Annotated in this window: 18 protein-coding genes; all 18 read right to left on the bottom strand. The window is 59.1% G+C overall.

The features are described 5' to 3' along the window. Window positions 1-4: 4 nt before the first annotated feature. Window positions 5-412: a hypothetical protein gene (locus AKJ29_RS13235; RefSeq protein ID WP_055191580.1), complete on the bottom strand. Its 408-nt coding sequence runs from the start codon at window positions 410-412 to the stop codon at window positions 5-7. Window positions 413-445: 33 nt separating this feature from the next. Beyond that, complete coding sequence (nuoG, locus tag AKJ29_RS13230; RefSeq protein WP_055191578.1) at window positions 446-2,464, bottom strand: NADH-quinone oxidoreductase subunit NuoG; 2,019 nt, start codon at window positions 2,462-2,464, stop codon at window positions 446-448. Window positions 2,465-2,537: 73 nt separating this feature from the next. Beyond that, entirely contained in the window at window positions 2,538-2,948 is a 411-nt protein-coding gene (locus AKJ29_RS13225) for a DUF5333 domain-containing protein (RefSeq protein ID WP_055191576.1), read from the bottom strand. A 145-nt stretch (window positions 2,949-3,093) separates the two neighbouring features. Next, complete coding sequence (nuoF, locus tag AKJ29_RS13220; RefSeq protein WP_055191574.1) at window positions 3,094-4,389, bottom strand: NADH-quinone oxidoreductase subunit NuoF; 1,296 nt, start codon at window positions 4,387-4,389, stop codon at window positions 3,094-3,096. 6 nt (window positions 4,390-4,395) lie between these two features. Further along, window positions 4,396-4,629 carry a DUF5337 domain-containing protein gene (locus AKJ29_RS13215; protein WP_074963651.1) on the bottom strand — a complete coding sequence of 78 codons (234 nt, stop codon included), beginning with the start codon at window positions 4,627-4,629 and terminating at the stop codon, window positions 4,396-4,398. 15 nt (window positions 4,630-4,644) lie between these two features. Then, on the bottom strand, window positions 4,645-5,805 hold the full coding sequence (locus AKJ29_RS13210; protein WP_055191571.1) for an NADH-quinone oxidoreductase subunit E: 1,161 nt from the start codon (window positions 5,803-5,805) through the stop codon (window positions 4,645-4,647). Continuing rightward, entirely contained in the window at window positions 5,805-7,025 is a 1,221-nt protein-coding gene (locus AKJ29_RS13205; protein ID WP_055192455.1) for an NADH-quinone oxidoreductase subunit D, read from the bottom strand. Before AKJ29_RS13205 ends, AKJ29_RS13210 begins: the two co-directional genes overlap by 1 nt. After that, the gene (locus tag AKJ29_RS13200) at window positions 7,025-7,885 is read right to left on the bottom strand and encodes a sulfotransferase (protein ID WP_055191569.1); all 861 of its coding nucleotides are present in this window, start codon (window positions 7,883-7,885) and stop codon (window positions 7,025-7,027) included. The genes AKJ29_RS13205 and AKJ29_RS13200 overlap by 1 nt, the downstream gene beginning before the upstream one ends. Window positions 7,886-7,902: 17 nt before the next feature. Then, the gene (locus tag AKJ29_RS13195) at window positions 7,903-8,529 is read right to left on the bottom strand and encodes an NADH-quinone oxidoreductase subunit C (protein ID WP_055191567.1); all 627 of its coding nucleotides are present in this window, start codon (window positions 8,527-8,529) and stop codon (window positions 7,903-7,905) included. Between the two features lie 3 nt (window positions 8,530-8,532). Further along, complete coding sequence (locus tag AKJ29_RS13190; RefSeq protein WP_055191565.1) at window positions 8,533-9,066, bottom strand: NuoB/complex I 20 kDa subunit family protein; 534 nt, start codon at window positions 9,064-9,066, stop codon at window positions 8,533-8,535. After that, complete coding sequence (locus AKJ29_RS13185; protein ID WP_055191563.1) at window positions 9,057-9,422, bottom strand: NADH-quinone oxidoreductase subunit A; 366 nt, start codon at window positions 9,420-9,422, stop codon at window positions 9,057-9,059. Before AKJ29_RS13185 ends, AKJ29_RS13190 begins: the two co-directional genes overlap by 10 nt. A gap of 376 nt (window positions 9,423-9,798) precedes the next feature. Continuing rightward, window positions 9,799-10,584, bottom strand: coding sequence for a crotonase/enoyl-CoA hydratase family protein (locus AKJ29_RS13180; protein ID WP_055191560.1), 786 nt, complete (start codon window positions 10,582-10,584; stop codon window positions 9,799-9,801). A gap of 3 nt (window positions 10,585-10,587) precedes the next feature. After that, window positions 10,588-11,445, bottom strand: coding sequence for a hydroxymethylglutaryl-CoA lyase (locus tag AKJ29_RS13175; protein WP_055191558.1), 858 nt, complete (start codon window positions 11,443-11,445; stop codon window positions 10,588-10,590). A gap of 8 nt (window positions 11,446-11,453) precedes the next feature. Next, window positions 11,454-12,140: a glutathione S-transferase family protein gene (locus AKJ29_RS13170; RefSeq protein ID WP_055191556.1), complete on the bottom strand. Its 687-nt coding sequence runs from the start codon at window positions 12,138-12,140 to the stop codon at window positions 11,454-11,456. Beyond that, window positions 12,133-14,070 (bottom strand): acetyl/propionyl/methylcrotonyl-CoA carboxylase subunit alpha, encoded by a 1,938-nt coding sequence (locus tag AKJ29_RS13165; protein WP_055191554.1) that lies wholly within the window; start codon window positions 14,068-14,070, stop codon window positions 12,133-12,135. The genes AKJ29_RS13170 and AKJ29_RS13165 overlap by 8 nt, the downstream gene beginning before the upstream one ends. Before the next feature lie 90 nt (window positions 14,071-14,160). After that, on the bottom strand, window positions 14,161-15,765 hold the full coding sequence (locus tag AKJ29_RS13160; protein ID WP_055191552.1) for a carboxyl transferase domain-containing protein: 1,605 nt from the start codon (window positions 15,763-15,765) through the stop codon (window positions 14,161-14,163). Beyond that, window positions 15,762-16,301, bottom strand: a complete 540-nt coding sequence (locus tag AKJ29_RS13155; RefSeq protein ID WP_074963652.1) for a lysozyme inhibitor LprI family protein — start codon at window positions 16,299-16,301, stop codon at window positions 15,762-15,764. The genes AKJ29_RS13160 and AKJ29_RS13155 overlap by 4 nt, the downstream gene beginning before the upstream one ends. Then, on the bottom strand, window positions 16,301-17,461 hold the full coding sequence (locus AKJ29_RS13150) for an isovaleryl-CoA dehydrogenase (protein ID WP_055191550.1): 1,161 nt from the start codon (window positions 17,459-17,461) through the stop codon (window positions 16,301-16,303). The genes AKJ29_RS13155 and AKJ29_RS13150 overlap by 1 nt, the downstream gene beginning before the upstream one ends. Between the last annotated feature and the right edge of the window lie 150 nt (window positions 17,462-17,611).

Here is a 17,611-nt window from a genome sequence, read left to right as displayed (position 1 = left end):
GCCCTCAGACCGTCGGTATTCCGTTTTCAAGACAATTCTGCACAGTCACTTCCGCGTCGATCGTTTTCAGACCCTTTGGAAGCGCGGCCGAAATCACGTAAGCCGCATTGCCTGTCCAGGTATTGCCCCTGTCATTCACTGTTGTGCGCACATGGCGGGCAAATCCGTACCCGCGAATAAGCGCATATTGCGCGGCCGCGCATTCCGCATAGGCCGCCACATCTTCGTTGCCACGCGCACCAGTCATGGTGACGTGAAAATTGACCAGATCCCCATCCAGAAGCTGCGTCTTCACCCCAAGGTATTCCGGGGTAAAGGGTTGCGGCTCCTCGGTTTTCTGCGGCTCAGACGGCACACAGGCAGACAGGAGAGCGGCCAGAGCCCCCCCCGTCATCATTGCCTGTGTTCCCATCTTACGCATTGTCCGGATCCCGTCCTGTTCGTGTTACTCTGCTGCCAGCTTTTCAGACTGACGCGCCCGTGCCTGGGCAGACAGCTCTGCCATCACCTCAGAGGCGCGTGCAATCGGGTTGGTCAGGTAGAAATCGCCGATCACATAGCGGAAGCTCGCTTTGCCAAGTGACCCCGTGGTGAGCGGTTGCCAGCTGTTTTCAACAACCTGGTCGATGGCAGCCAGATGCGGCACCGCGTCAACCATTGCCTGACGCAGACCCGCGAGGCTGTCCCACGGAAGGGTCTGACCCAGTTCGGCCGACAGGGCGCGCAGAATGGCCCAGTTTTCCTTGGCCTCACCCACCGGGAAAGCGGCGCGTTGCGCAAGCTGCGGACGGCCTTCGGTGTTGACGAAAAGACCAGCCTCTTCCGTATAAGCCGCCCCCGGCAGGATGATATCGGCGCGCATGGCACCGCGATCCCCGTGGCTGCCCATGTAAATCACGGTTGGGCCCGCATCGATGTCGATCTCGTCCGCGCCCATGTTGAAGATCACCTCTGCATCATGGGTGGCCGCCTCGATGCCGCCTTCGGTCACCGCCCCCACATCCAGCGCGCCCACGCGGCCAGCGGCCGTGTGCAGAACCATCAGTTTGGAGCCGGTATCTTCGGCAAGCTTCATCGCAGCCGCGAGAACCGCGAGACCATCCGCCTCGCGCAGCGCGCCCATGCCAGCGATCACAACAGACGGCGCCTCTTTCACGGCGCCATAGTCTTTGTTCAAAAGGCTCTCGAGAGCGGCGCGATCATTGCCGACATGTGCATATTCATAAGTCAGATCAACGGCGTCCCCCACCAGACCAACATTGGCACCTTTCAGGCAGGCCTTGCGGATCCGCGCGTTCAGAACCGGCGCTTCGACACGCGGGTTGGTGCCAATGAGCTGAATGAACTTTGCATTGTCGATGTCTTCGATCGACGCGGTACCCACGTAGCCCGAACGGTTGTCGGTGGGCAGGCGCGCATTATCAACACGGCATTCCACCTTGCCGCCCAGCCCTTCGATCAGGGTCTTGAGCGAGAACGCCATTTCGACATTGGCCAGATCCCCAATGAGACCTGCAACCTTCTTGCCTTTCATCGCCTCGGCTGCTGCGGTCAGAGCTTCGCCCCAACCTGCTTTGCGCAGCTTGCCATTTTCACGGATATAAGGCGTGTCCAGGCGCTGACGGCGCAGACCGTCCCAGATGAAGCGGGTCTTGTCGGAAATCCATTCCTCGTTCACGCCATCATGGTTGCGCGGCAGGATCCGTTTCACTTCACGGCCCTTGGTGTCGACACGAATATTTGAGCCCAGAGCGTCCATCACATCAATGGTTTCGGTCTTGGTCAGTTCCCACGGACGGGCGGTGAACGCATAAGGTTTTGAGGTCAGCGCGCCAACCGGGCAGAGGTCAATGATATTGCCCTGCAGGTTGCTGTCCAAAGTCTGGTTCAGATAGCTGGTGATTTCCGCGTCTTCACCGCGACCGGTCTGCCCCATCTGGGTGATGCCCGCGACCTCGGTCGTGAAGCGCACACAGCGGGTGCAGGAAATGCAGCGGGTCATCGTGGTCGACACAAGCGGACCAAGATCCAGATCGTCCACGGCACGTTTCTGTTCCTTGAACCGCGAGCCGGACAGGCCATAGGCAACCGCCTGGTCCTGCAGGTCACATTCGCCACCCTGATCGCAGATCGGGCAATCCAGCGGGTGGTTGATCAGCATAAATTCCATCACGCCTTCGCGGGCCTTCTTGACCATCGGCGAGTTGGTTTTCACCACCGGCGGCTGGCCTTCCGGCCCCGGGCGCAGATCACGCACCTGCATCGCGCAGGAGGCTGCGGGTTTGGGCGGGCCGCCCACAACTTCGACAAGGCACATGCGGCAGTTGCCGGCAATCGACAGACGCTCGTGATAACAGAAACGCGGCACTTCCACGCCTGCTACCTCACAAGCCTGGATCAGCGTCATCGCGCCATCCACTTCGACTTCCATATCGTCAATGACGATCTTTTTCAGGTCGCTCATCACGGTCCCTTTTCATCCTGCAAGAGGCCCATGCCCCCTGCCCTTTCCTTGCCTTTACCCGCAGGCCCTGCCGTCATTCCGACAGAAGCTTGCCCGTAAAAGTTCCTTTATCCATTTCTGCGCGGCCCACCGCACAGTAACTTTCCTCGTCGCCCTTTCGGGCGCCCATATCCGCAAGCATCGGTTCGGCAATGGCCCGAAACCGTTCCTGCTCTTCCTCGCTGTCCACATAGGCCACGATCTCACGGATCGAGTAGCCCAGAGAATGCGCATAGGCCTGAAGGGCCATCGCCTTGTTGAACAGTCGAAACTTGCGCAGGCTCAGCGTATCGCAGTTTTCGTCGATCAAATGGGCAAGAGCCGCCCAAAGCAGTTCGTTATGCACCCGCGTATCTTTGCGCATCACCGCGTAGTCCACCGCAAATGCGGACGTGGCGATATTTGCGGCAAGAACACTGGCGAGAACGGTTTTGAACTTGGTCATGAAATCACTCCTTTTGCTGTGCAAAAGGTGGAAACCCGCCCCCATGACATGCAATAACAACGCCCGTCAGCAGGCGATTTAACGCCTGCTTCCAAGATGTTACGCATGGGGGGGCATGTTTTCATGACGTCGTTTCTTCCTGTTCTTACTCAGCCGCGATGCTGGCTTTGCCCTGTTTGTTGACCCGGATGCGATCTTCGATCTCGTCGCGGAAATTGCGGATCAGACCCTGGATCGGCCAGGCGGCTGCATCACCAAGGGCGCAGATCGTGTGACCTTCCACCTGCTTGGTGACATCCCACAGCATGTCGATCTCTTCCACATCTGCTTCGCCCCGCATCAGGCGATCCATCACCCGCATCATCCAACCGGTGCCTTCGCGGCACGGCGTGCACTGGCCGCAGCTTTCGTGTTTATAGAATTTCGACAGGCGCCAGATGGCCTTGATGATGTCGGTCTGCTGATCCATTACGATCACGGCCGCAGTGCCGAGACCCGAACCAAGATCATTGCGCAGATAGTCGAAATCCATGATCGCATCGCGCATGTTTTCACCACGCACACAGGGCACCGAAGAACCGCCGGGGATCACAGCCTTGAGGTTGTCCCAACCGCCGCGAATACCGCCGCAATGCTTTTCGATCAGCTCTTCGAACGAGATCGACATCGCTTCTTCGACCACACAGGGATTGTTCACATGTCCCGAAATGCCGAAAAGCTTGGTGCCCGCATTGTTCGGACGCCCAAACGAGGTAAACCATTCCGGGCCGCGCCGCAGGATGGTCGGCACAACGGCAATCGATTCCACATTGTTCACCGTGGTCGGGCAGCCATACAGGCCAGCCCCCGCCGGGAAGGGCGGCTTCATGCGCGGCATGCCTTTTTTGCCTTCAAGGCTTTCGATCAGCGCAGTTTCCTCACCACAGATATAGGCACCGGCACCGTGATGCAGGAACAGGTCGAAATCCCAGCCCGACCCTGCTGCGTTCTTGCCGAGCAGGCCCGCATCATAGGCTTCATCTATCGCGGCCTGCAGAGCCTCACGCTCGCGGATGAATTCGCCGCGGATATAGATGTAGGCCGTGTTGGCATTCATCGCAAAAGACGCAATCAGCGCGCCTTCGATCAGCGTGTGCGGATCGTGGCGCATGATTTCGCGGTCTTTACAGGTGCCGGGTTCGGACTCATCCGCATTGATCACCAGATAGGCCGGGCGACCGTCGCTTTCCTTCGGCATGAACGACCATTTCAGACCGGTCGGGAAGCCCGCGCCCCCACGCCCGCGCAGCCCCGAGGCCTTCATCTGTTCGATGATCCAGTCGCGACCCTTCTTGATGATCCCGGCTGTGCCGTCCCAGTGGCCACGTGCCTTGGCGCCCGCAAGGGTGCGCTCGTGCATGCCATAAAGGTTGGTAAAGATCCGGTCTTTATCCTGCAGCATTCGCTCTTATCCTTCATCATTCCGGCGGCTCTTGCGCCAGATCCGATACGTTAAGACCAGGCCAAACACAAACCCGGCCAGGGCCATCAGATCCACCAGCGCCATGGTCCGATTGGACCATTCGAGGCTTTTCCCGACCCAGGCAGCACCGACCCACAGCGCACCGGTCAAGGCAATGACGATCCCCGCCACGCGCCCGTCCCGGCCATTACTGTTCAATGGGTCCTGTGCCATCGTCATACTTTCATTCCGCCCTTAATAGACGTCGCCCTTTTTTACCTTGTTCGAGAACGCGGTCTCGCCGCCCTCGGCAAGGATCTTGGCCTGTTCGACCCAACCATCCCGTTCGATCCGGCCTTTGAATTTCAGATTGTCATCCACCCAGGCAATCTCGTCCGCGGTCCATTTTGCGATCTGGTCGAAATGCCAGAACCCCAGTTCGTTCAGGGTCTGCTCCAGCTTGGGACCAACACCTTTGAGCTGTTTGAGATCATCGGCGCCGGCCTTGCGCGGCGCTTTCATGACGCGCGGCTTCCTGGCCTCACCAGTGGTGGCAGCAGGGGCCTCTGCCTTGTCAGCTTTGGCTTTCTTGGCAGGCGCAGCTTTCTCAGCCGTCGCTGCCGCAGGTTTGGCTGCTTTCTTCTGCTGGTTGGCAGGCTTGCCCGCGTCCGCCGCTTTCGGCGGGGCCGTCTTGGCGCCGGTGGCATTCTTGCCCAGCCACGGGGTCGAGAGCGGCACTTCGGTGCCGTCGATCCGCTTGATGCTGTCGCCAATATCCGTTGCCAGCTGCACCGAGGCGTTATACTGCGCCTTGCCGCTTTCAAATTCGGTGAGCGAGGTCAGACCGGCCAGCGGTTCCGACCCGTAACGACCGTTTTGCGGACCGGGCACCGGCACGGTGCCTGCGGCCATCTCGTCGATCATCTTGGCAAAACCTTCGGCGGTCAGATCCTCGAAGTAATCTTTGCCGATCTGCGCCATCGGCGCGTTGGTGCAGGAGCCAAGGCACTCGACCTCTTCCCAGCTGAACTTGCCATCTTCCGAGAGTTGATGCGGCTTGTCCGCAATCTTCTCACGACAGACGGCAATCAGGTCTTCCGCGCCGCAAATCATGCAGGACGTGGTGCCGCAAATCTGGATATGCGCCACGGATCCAACCGGTTGCAGCTGGAACATGAAGTAGAAGGACGCCACTTCCAGCACGCGGATATAGGCCATGCCAAGCATGTCAGCCACGGCTTCGATCGCGGGCTTGGACAGCCAGCCTTCCTGTTCCTGGGCACGCCACAGAAGCGGGATCACCGCCGAGGCCTGACGCCCTTCGGGATATTTCGTAATCTGCCCTTCCGCCCAAGTAAGGTTGGCGGGTGTGAAAGCAAAGCTTTCGGGCTGTTCATGATGCAAACGGCGGAGCATTAGCGGTCGATCTCCCCAAACACGATATCCATGGTGCCGATAATGGCGGCGACGTCGGCGAGCTGGTGGCCACCGGCCACGTAATCCATCGACTGAAGGTGCAGATACCCCGGCGCGCGGATCTTGGCGCGGTAGGGTTTGTTGGACCCGTCAGAGACGAGGTAGACGCCGAACTCACCTTTCGGGGCTTCCACGGCGGCGTACACTTCGCCTGCCGGAACCTTGAACCCTTCGGTGTAGAGCTTGAAGTGGTGGATCAGGCTTTCCATGTCGCGCTTCATGTCGCCGCGTTTCGGCGGGGTCAGCTTGCCGCGGGCCAGAACGTCGCCCTGCCCTTCGGGCGCGCGCAGTTTGGCAATCGCCTGATGCATGATTTTCAGCGACTGGCGCATCTCTTCCATGCGGACGAGATAGCGGTCGTAACAGTCGCCGTTCTTGCCAACCGGGATCTGGAAGTCAAATTCATCATAACATTCATAGGGTTGCGCACGACGCAAGTCCCAAGCCAGACCCGAGCCGCGCACCATCACGCCCGAATAGCCCCAGTTCAAAATGTCCTCTTCATTCACGACGCCAATATCGGCGTTACGCTGTTTGAAGATGCGGTTTTCGGTCAGCAGCCCGTCGATATCGTCGATCTTTTCCGGGAACTCATTGGCCCAGGTTTCGATATCATCAATCAGCTCCGGCGGCAGGTCCTGATGCACACCACCGGGACGGAAATAGTTGGCGTGCAGGCGGGCCCCGCAGGCGCGCTCGTAAAAGATCATCAGCTTTTCACGCTCTTCAAAGCCCCAGAGCGGCGGCGTCAGCGCGCCCACGTCCATGGCCTGCGTGGTGATGTTCAGCAGGTGGTTCAGGATCCGGCCAATTTCCGAATACAGCACGCGGATCAGCTGCCCGCGACGCGGCACCTCGACCCCGGCGAGCTTTTCGATCGCCAGACACCAGGCATGTTCCTGGTTCATCGGCGCCACATAGTCGAGCCGGTCGAAATAAGGAAGGTTCTGCAGATAGGTGCGGCTTTCCATCAGCTTTTCGGTGCCGCGATGAAGCAGGCCGATATGCGGGTCAGCGCGTTCCACGATCTCGCCATCCAACTCCAGCACCATCCGCAGCACGCCGTGCGCGGCCGGGTGTTGCGGGCCGAAGTTAATATTGAAATTGCGGATCTTCTGTTCGCCGGTTTCGGCGTCATTGAAGCCTTTGGTTCCGTCCATCATACGTTCACCATCTTCTGGGTCCATTCCGCCGGCAGTTCACCCATGAACTTTTCGACGAAATTGTATTGCGGGTTCAGGGCCTGTCGCAGTTTTTCGACGGGCGCCGCGAAATTCGGGTAACGCAGCCCTTTATGGACGCGTTTCTCAAAAAGGGCCTTGGCCGGTTCAAGGCCTGCAAAAGTGCACAGGCGTTGAATAGCATCGTCCGAGAACAGGGTCTCGTAATATTCGAAATGCACACGCTCGCGCGGGACAACCTTCAGCAGGTTGTTGATCGTGCGGCGGTAATTCGAACGCAGGATGTGCAGATCGCTGTCTTCTTCCGAGAGGAATTTCTCAATCTTGCGGTTGAGCTCGTCCAGGTCCCCATGGCTGTCCATGCGCAGATGCGACAGGACCCGCTCCACCGGGTCACGCATCAAAAACAGGAAACGGGCATTTTCGGACAGATCCGCCATCTTTTGAAAGCTTTGTGCCGAAAGAGATCCGTAAGACGGGGTGAAATCCACCGCCAGCCCGGCTTTGCCATGATCCGAGATGAAATCCAGATACGCTGCGTCGTCACGGGTCTGGCCATCAAAGCAAGTGACCCAGTTGTCAATTGCCGCGATGGCCGCTTCCTGAAACGCCTTGGCTTCTGCCTTCTTCTCGGTTTTGTTGGCCAGGACCAGATCCGCACGTCGGGCGCGGTGCTGGTCCAGCCAGAACCCGCCACGACCGCCTTCAAGACTGTCCCAGTAATGCATTTCCTTCAGCGCGCGCGTCTTTGCTGTTGGGTGGTAATAGAAATAGTCGAAAAGCCAGCTGGTGCCGGATTTCGGTGCCCCTACACAGTAAAGAATGTTTTGCGCGCTCATGCCCTGATCCTGCCCGATTACTTTCCGGCCTCGTCAGATTTCTCATCACCGGGCAGGACATAGTTGGCCCCTTCCCATGGCGACATGAAATCGAACTGGCGGTAATCCTGGGTCAGCGACACGGGTTCATAAACCACGCGTTTTTCAACCTCGTCATAGCGCACTTCGGTATAGCCGGTGGTCGGGAAATCCTTGCGCAGCGGATGGCCGCGGAAACCGTAATCCGTCAGCAGGCGGCGCAGGTCCGGGTGACCCGAGAACAGGATACCGAACATGTCGAACACTTCGCGTTCGAACCAGCCGGCCGAAGGGTGCACCTCGGTGATCGACGGCACCATTTCCTCTTCCCGCACAGCCACTTTCACGCGGATGCGCTGGTTGGTGTACATCGACAGGAAGTGGTAAACCACGTCGAAGCGTTCCTCACGCGACGGGTAATCCACCGCTGTCAGGTCCACGAGCGTCGAGAATTTGCAGGTCTTGTCGGACTTCAGGAACTCGATGAACGAGGGGATGGCCGACAGCGGAACGGTGACGTTCAGCTCGCCAAAGGCAACCTCCCAGCTCAGCACGCAATCCGGGCGCTTTGCTTCCAGCATTGCGCCAAGCTCTTTCAGGTTGGCGGTATTCGGGGCTTCACTCATCGCTTACCTCACAATCGTGCCGGTGCGGCGGATTTTGCGTTGCAGCTGCAGGATGCCGTACACCAGCGCCTCAGCGGTCGGCGGACAGCCGGGCACATAGACGTCAACCGGCACAATGCGGTCACAGCCGCGCACAACCGAATAGGAATAGTGGTAATACCCGCCACCATTTGCGCAGGACCCCATCGAGATCACGTAACGCGGATCGGGCATCTGGTCGTAAACCTTGCGCAGCGCGGGGGCCATTTTGTTGGTGAGCGTCCCTGCCACGATCATCACATCCGACTGACGCGGAGAAGCACGCGGCGCGATGCCATACCGTTCAAGGTCATAGCGCGGCATCGAGGCGTGCATCATTTCCACGGCGCAACAGGCCAGACCAAAGGTCATCCAGTGCAGCGACCCGGTGCGGGCCCAGTTGATGATGTCATCGGTGGTGGTCAGCAAAAAGCCCTTGTCAGCCAGCTGATCATTCAGCAGGCGGGTGGCGTGTTCACGGTCGCCCTGCGCCGTGTTTGCTCCGGTCATCACTCCCATTCGAGCGCCCCTTTCTTCCACTCATATGCAAAGCCGATGGTCAGCACGGCAAGGAACACCATCATCGACCAGAAGCCAACCAGCCCAACCCCTTTGAAGGCCACGGCCCAGGGAAACAGGAAAGCAATTTCCAGGTCGAAAATGATGAACAGGATCGATACCAGGTAGAACCGGACGTCGAACTTCATCCGTGCGTCATCAAATGCATTGAAACCGCATTCATAAGCGCTGAGTTTTTCGGGATCAGGATTGCGAACAGCCAAGACGACGGCGGCGATGATCAGCACAAGACCGATGACAATGGCAAGTCCGAGGAAAATGATGATCGGGAGATATTCCCTGAGAAGGTCTTCCACGTGTGGCTCCTTTTATGCGGCCCTGTTCCGGGCAAATCCGCATTCTGCTAGCTATGTGCGGTTTACCGCCGCACCGGTGTCGGGTCAACCAAGCGGGGCAAATATTCGGGTTTATGAATGTTATCACAAGAGCTTGCCTCACTTGTGAAATATCTCGTTGTTTATAAGGAGTTTACATTGAAAATCCCATAAAATAACAGGGTGATTTTCATCACCTGTTAACCAAAATTTTAGGAGATACCTCACCCGGGACACCTCCTTTTTCCAGCAACATGATATTTGGGGGCTTGAAAAGAGACTCACCAATCCTAGGTTTTGTTCCCGCCAAGCCCAAAACGGGGAAAAATACTCGGATTTACGACATCCCTCGTGCAGATTACGACTGCCAGCTGGGCTTTTCCTTGGCAAAAAAGGCAGCAATACCCTCCTGTGCTTCGGCGCTTTCCCAACGAGAGACAAGCCCCGCAATGGTCTCGTCAATGATCTCTTCGGTGATCGGCGGCCCCAAACGACGGGCCAGCGCCTTGGCATCCGCCACCGCGCCGGGGGCACAGTTGAGGTAAGGGGCGACCTCTGCCTCTACCGCCGCATCCAGATCTTCCGGGGCAACCGCTTTGGCCAACAGCCCCAGTGTCACCGCCTCATCCGCGTCGAAAATCCGCGCGGACATGAACACGCGCCGCGCCATTGCTTCCCCCAGACGGGCAAGCACATAGGGCCCGATCGTGGCCGGGATCAGACCCAGCCGGGTCTCGGTCAGACCGAACTTGGCACCTTTGACTCCAATCGAAATATCGCTGACCGACGCCATGCCGACACCGCCCCCGAACGCCTGCCCCTGCACCTTTGCAATGAGGGGTTTTGGCATGATATTCAATGCGTTGAGCATCATGGCCAGCTTCTTGGCCTCAACCCCGCGCGTGACCGGATCAGCCGCCATCTGATCCTGCATCCAGCGCAGATCGCCCCCGGCACAGAAGCTTTTGCCGTCGCCTGTCAGGATCACCACGCGCACATGATCATCCGCGCCAAGTTTCCGCGCCGCATCCGTCAGTTCCTCGATCATCTGCGCGGACATGGCATTGTGCTTGTCTGCGCGATCCAGCAACAGGGTGGCCACGCCACGCGCATCCGTCGAAATCGAAATTGTCTGATAGCTCATCTTTTACCCCTCGATGCGCATTTGCCGCGCCATATCTGCGGCCTTGTCCAGAATGTTGCGGTCCAGCCCGGTGGTCATGCCCAGTGAGACCACGCGATCATGCACCGCCTCGCTGGCGACATTGCCCTGCGCACCCGGCGCATAAGGACAGCCGCCCAGCCCGCCCACGGCCGCGTCAAAGACCCGCAGCCCTTTGGCAATCGAGGCCTCGATATTGTCACAGGCCCGGCCGGACGTGTCGTGATAGTGACCGGCAAACATCTCTGGCCCTGCCACCTCCAGCACCGCGTCCAGCATGGTCGAGATGCTTTCGGGTGTGGCCTGTCCAATCGTGTCCCCCAGACTGATTTCGTAACAGCCCATCCCGATCAGCTTTTCAGCCACCCAGGCAACCTTGCTGGCGGGCGTCGGCCCGTCAAACGGACAATCTGTCACGCAGGAAATATAGCCGCGCATTTTCACATTTGCCGCTTTTGCAGCCTCAGCTACAGGCAGAAATCGCTCAAGGCTTTCCTCAATCGAACAATTGATATTGGCCTTTGAAAACCCTTCCGAGGCAGAGCCGAAAATGGCAATTTCATCGGCTTTGGCCGCCATTGCCCCTTCGAACCCGCGCATATTCGGCGTCAGCGCCGCATAAGAGATCCCCGGAGCGCGGGTGATGCCCGCCAATACATCCGCTGAATCCGCCATTTGCGGCACCCATTTCGGACTGACGAAACTGGCCACCTCGATACGTTTGAACCCCGCCCCCGACAGCAGGTCGACCAGGGCAATTTTCTCTGCCGTTGGAATCTGGCGTTTCTCGTTCTGCAACCCGTCGCGCGGGCCCACTTCGAAGATTTCTACATAATCCGACATGGCTGTTCTCACATTTCCGGGACAGGATAGAAATCCTGCGCATAAAATCTCTGTTCCCCTTCGCGTGCCACCGTGCGCTGGTGCGAGGGCATTGCCTGCATGCGCGCATGATAGGCCTGAATATTGGGAAACGCGTCCAGTTTCACGTAATAAGGCGCGGCAAACAGGTTGAAGCCGAACATGATGTCCGCCGCCGAAAATCCACGGTCAAGCAGCCATTCCCGCCCCTCAAGCCGCGTTTCAAGCCCGGCAAGCGTGTGGCGCAACCGCGCCACGTTCAGCTTCAGCACAACAGGGCTGGCCTTGGCAGGAGGGCGCAGAAATACCATCTGCAGGTTCAGCTGCTCAATCAGGCTGGCCATGGTTTCCGAATAGTGGATCCATTGCAGGTAATCCGACCGCTCGGCCTCTCCCGGTGCCACCCCAAGTTCCGGCGCATAGCGTTCCACCAGATATTCAGTGATCGCCCCGCTTTCACTCATCGTGATGCCATCAATTTCAAGCGCGGGAATGCGGGTGGCGGGGGACACAGCGTTGAGCCCCCCCTGGAACATTTCCTTTGAGCCGATCTGATACGCCACCACCTCACATGGCTGCCCGATCCGATCCGCAAGCCCGATCTCTTCGATCAGCCACAGCACCCGAAACGAGCGGCCATATTGCACATGGTGCAGGCGGAAAGGATGATCACTCATCCTCGTCCTCCTCCAAACGCACCAGCGGCGCCCCCGCTTCGACCTGATCACCGGCGGCGCACAGCACCTCGGCCACCACGCCATCGCGCGCCGCTTCCAGCGAGTGTTCCATCTTCATCGCTTCGAGGATGGCAAGGCGATCGCCCTGCTTCACCTCTTGGCCCGCCTGAGCAAAGACCGCCTTCACAAGACCCGGCATCGGGGCTTCGATGACCCCTGCCCCGGCCCCCGCGCCAGCGTCGCGATCCAGCGGATCCGCCACGTGGAATTCCAGCCCGGACTGGGCAAAGACCGTCACCACATTGCCCGCTTTGGCCACGCGCGGTCCATGATCACCACCCAGTTCCCACTGGCCGTTGATACGACGGGCCACAACCTTCTCTTCCCCCACGGTGACCACGTGATGATCCGCCCCGTGAGAACACACCACAACTGCAAATTCCTCACCTGCATGGGTCAGGGTGACAAAGTGGTTGAGACCGCCCCAGAGGGTGAATCCGGTGCCTTTTGGCTTGAGCAGGTCCAGCGCCGAAAGCGCGGCGGCGGCGATGTCGCTCGGGCGCGGGCCGGGTTCGGCAATCAGTGCCTCAAGATCCCGGTCAATCAGGCCGGTATCCACATCACCGACAGCAAAGCCGTCATGCCGTGTCAGTGCCCCGAGGAATGCGAGGTTGGTCACCGACCCGGCCACTTCGGTCTGGGTCAGGGCCGCATTCATCTTTTGCAAAGCCGCTGCACGGGTCGCGGCATGCACCGTGATCTTGGCAATCATCGGGTCGTAAAACGGGCTGATCGTATCCCCCGCCCTGACCCCGGTATCCGATCGCGCCCCTGCGGGGAACTTCAGATGGGTCAGCGTGCCGGTGGCGGGCAGGAAGCCCTTGGGGACATCTTCTGCATAAAGGCGCGCCTCAAAGGCGTGACCGTTGATCGACAACTCCTCCTGCTGCTTCGGCAATCCTTCACCTGACGCCACGCGAAGCTGCCATTCCACCAGGTCGACACCGGTGATTTCTTCGGTCACGGGATGTTCCACCTGCAGGCGGGTGTTCATTTCCATGAACCAGAACCCATCGGCGCGCAGACCGTTTGAGCCATCCACGATGAATTCGACCGTGCCCGCGCCCTTATAGCCAATCGCCTCGGCGGCCCGCACACCGGCCATTCCCATCGCCTCGCGGACCTCTTCGGTCATGCCCGGCGCGGGGGCCTCTTCGATCACCTTCTGGTGGCGGCGCTGCAGCGAGCAGTCGCGTTCAAACAGGTGCACCGCTGATGTGCCATCACCAAAGACCTGCACTTCGATATGGCGCGGGGAGAGGATGTATTTCTCGACCAGCACATCAGGATTGCCAAAGGCGGTTTGCGCCTCGCCCTGGGCCGAAGCCAACGCATCGGCGAAATCCTTGGGGTCATCTACACGGCGCATCCCTTTGCCACCACCGCCGGCCACGGCTTTGATCAGCACCGGATAGCCCATTTTCTCAGCTTCGGAGGCGAGGAAAGCGGGATCCTGGTTTTCGCCATGATAGCCGGGCACGACGGGCACGCCTGCCTCGACCATCAGCTTTTTCGCAGCGTCCTTCAGCCCCATCTTGCGGATCGCATCCGCCGAGGGGCCGATAAAGGTCAGGCCTGCCTTCTCAACCGCATCCACGAAGTCGGGGTTTTCCGACAGGAAGCCATATCCCGGGTGGATCCCCTGGGCGCCGGTTTCAAGGGCCGCCTGGATGATACGATCGCCCAGAAGATAGCTTTCCGCCGGTTGCGGCGGACCGATATGCACGGCCTCATCCGCCATCATCACATGGCGCGCCCCAGCATCTGCGTCCGAGTAGACGGCCACGGTGGCAACCCCCAGTTTACGGGCGGTTTCCATGACCCGGCAGGCGATTTCGCCCCGGTTGGCAATCAGAATTTTCTTGAACATCTTATTGTTCCTTTTATCGGGCGGAGGCATTGGGGGCTGTCCGCCCCCAAACCCCCGAGAGTATTTTCGCCAAGAAGAAAGGCGAAACCGTTACATTCTGAAAACGCCGAACTTGGTGTCTTCGATCGGGGCATTGAGGGCGGCCAGGAGCGACAGGTAGAGGACTTCGCGTGATTTACGCGGGTCGATCACCCCGTCATCCCAGAGCCGTGCCGAGGCATAAAGCGGGTGGGACTGTTCCTCAAACATGTCGATGGTGGGCTGTTTGAAGGCGGCTTCTTCTTCCGCCGACCAGGTCCCACCTTTGCGTTCAATCCCGTCGCGTTTCACGGTGGCGAGCACGCCTGCGGCCTGTTCGCCCCCCATCACGGAAATGCGCGAATTGGGCCAGGTCCACATGAAGCGCGGCTGATAGGCGCGGCCGGCCATGCCATAGTTGCCCGCGCCATAAGAGCCGCCCACGACCATGGTCACTTTCGGCACATTGGTGGTGGCGACCGCAGTCACCATTTTCGCGCCATGACGCGCAATGCCTTCGTTTTCATATTTGCGACCGACCATGAAGCCGGTGATATTTTGCAAAAACACCAGCGGGATTTTCCGCTGCGAGCAAAGCTCGACAAAATGCGCGGCCTTTTGGGCGGCTTCCGAGAAGATCACGCCATTGTTGGCGATGATGCCAATCGGGCAGCCCATCAGATGGGCAAAGCCGGTCACGATGGTTTCACCAAAACGCGGTTTGAACTCGTCAAAACGCGACCCGTCGACGATGCGCGCAATCACTTCGCGGATGTCATAAGGGGTCTTGAGGTCGGCGGGCACCACGCCCAGCAATTCCTCGGCGTCATAGAGCGGCTCTTCCGGTTCCTGCCATTTTACGGTGAAGGGTTTTTCGCGGTTCAGGCTTTCCACGGCGCGGCGCGCCAGAGCCAGCGCATGGGCATCATCTTCGGCCAGGTAATCGGCCACGCCAGAGAGGCGGGTGTGCACGTCACCGCCGCCAAGGTCCTCGGCGGAAACCACCTCACCCGTAGCAGCCTTTACCAGCGGGGGCCCCGCCAAGAAGATGGTGCCCTGTTCTTTCACGATGATGGTCACGTCCGACATGGCGGGCACGTAGGCGCCACCTGCGGTGCAGGACCCCATCACAACGGCGATCTGCGGGATACCTTTGGCGGACATGCGCGCCTGATTGTAGAAGATGCGGCCAAAATGGTCGCGATCCGGGAACACTTCGTCCTGGTTGGGCAGGTTGGCCCCGCCGCTGTCCACAAGGTAAATGCAGGGCAGGTTGCATTCCTCGGCAATCTCTTGCGCGCGCAGGTGTTTTTTCACCGTCATCGGGTAGTAGGTGCCGCCTTTCACGGTGGCATCATTGCACACGATCATGCATTCCTGACCATGCACCTGGCCGATCCCGGCGATCACCCCCGCGCAGGGGGCAGCATCGTCATACATGCCATGGGCAGCGGTGGCGCCGATTTCAAGGAAGGGGCTACCCGGATCCAGAAGGTTCGACACACGGTCACGCGGTAGCATCTTGCCACGCGACAGGTGACGCTCACGCGAACGTTCGCCCCCGCCCTGCATCGCCTTTTCAGCAGCCTCTGCCACCACATTCAGCGCGTTCAGATGGCCGTCACGATTGGCCTTATAGGCTTCTGATCCCGGCATTGCTTGTGAGTTCAGTTTCATTCTGTGCATCCTTCATGGTTGCAGTTCGCGGCCTGATCCGCCGCAAGGTTTTGTTCCAGAGACCAGGCTTGCCGCGCAGTCAAATCAAGGTAGCAGGACAGGCTGGCGGGACCGCCGCCAGTGCCACCCCCCCAGGTCGAGCGTTCATATTCACAAGACGCATCCCGAAAGGGGATCCAAGCACGTTGCATCGCACGCAGCGCCTCGGCCTGGCTGGGCACACTTGATCCCAGCTCTGCCATCTCGGCATCCACGATTTTGCTTTGCTTCATCAGCAATCCATACGCCGCGTTCAACCGGCGGTCCCAATCATGCGCTTCTGCATCAAGGCATTGCACCATACTTGCGGTGTTCCATCCGTATTCAGTGCTTTCCATACAGGCATTGGCCGAAGCCCCGAAACACTGATGCGCCTCGCCTTCCCCCCCTTTTTCCGCCAGACAATTCAGCGTGGCATCGAAAGAATAGGTGATGTCCTGCGCCAAGACCGGAGCCCCCACGCAGGTCAAGGCGCATATGATCGCCCAGCGCTTCATTACTGGTTCGCCATCAGCTCACGGCCGATCAGCATCCGGCGGATTTCCGAGGTGCCGGCACCGATTTCCATCAGCTTGGCGTCGCGGAACAGGCGGCTGACGGTGCTTTCATTCATGAAACCGGTGCCCCCCATTGCCTGCACGGCCTGGTGCGCCTGCACCATCGCCTGTTCAGAGGCGTAAAGCACACAGGCGGCGGCGTCCTGACGGGTCACCTGACCCCGGTCACAGGCCTTGGCCACTTCGTAGATATAAGCGCGGGCCGAGTTCATTGCGGTGTACATATCCGCCACCTTGGCCTGCATCAGCTGGAACTCACCGATTGGTTTGCCGAACTGTTTGCGTTCTTTCAGATAGGGCATGATTTCGTCCATGCAGGCGGCCATGATGCCGGTGCCGATCCCCGAGAGAACCACACGTTCGTAATCCAGCCCGGACATGAGCACCTTCACGCCTTTGCCCTCTTCGCCCAGCACGTTTTCAAACGGCACTTCCACGTCTTCAAAGATCAGCTCAGCGGTGTTTGAACCACGCATCCCCAGCTTGTCGAAATGCGGCGAGGTCGAGAAGCCTTTCATATCTTTTTCAATCAGGAAAGTGGTGATGCCTTTGGGGCCCGCATCGGGGTCGGTCTTGGCGTAAACCACCAGAGTATCGGCGTCCGGACCATTGGTGATCCAGAACTTGGTGCCGTTCAGCACGTAATAGCCATTGCGCTTTTCGGCGCGCAGCTTCATGCCCACCACGTCAGAGCCGGCCCCGGCTTCGGACATGGCCAGCGCCCCCACATGTTCGCCCGAACACAGCTTCGGCAGGTATTTCGCCTTTTGCTCATCGGTCGCATTGCGGCGGATCTGGTTGACGCAGAGGTTCGAATGCGCCCCGTAGGACAGTGAAATCGAGGCCGAGGCACGGGCGATCTCTTCGACGATCACCACATGCGCCAGATAAGACATGTCCGAGCCGCCAAATTCCTCGGGCGTCGTGACACCCAAAAGGCCCAGCTCACCAAATTCGGTCCACAGCTCGTTCGGAAACTCGTTGGTCTTGTCCGCCTGTTCGGCCAGTGGTTTAATCCGCTCCTGCGCAAAGGCGTGCACCATTTCTCGCACGGCGTTGACGTCTTCTCCGAGGTCGAAATTCATGGAATTTGTGAACATAATGTGGTCCTCCGGGATGGGCCGGTTGCGACGGCCGGAATTAAGTGTCGCCCATTATTGAACGCTTGTTCATTTCCTAGACCGGGAGGCAGATTCGGGTCAATGGGGACGCAGCGTCGCAAATCCCCATGCCAAGGCAGATCAGAAGGT

It is taken from the genome of Aliiroseovarius crassostreae, from assembly GCF_001307765.1.
Taxonomy (GTDB): Bacteria; Pseudomonadota; Alphaproteobacteria; order Rhodobacterales; family Rhodobacteraceae; genus Aliiroseovarius; species Aliiroseovarius crassostreae.
Note: the sequence above shows the minus strand (reverse complement) of the source record. Positions and strands in the feature narration are given on the sequence as shown.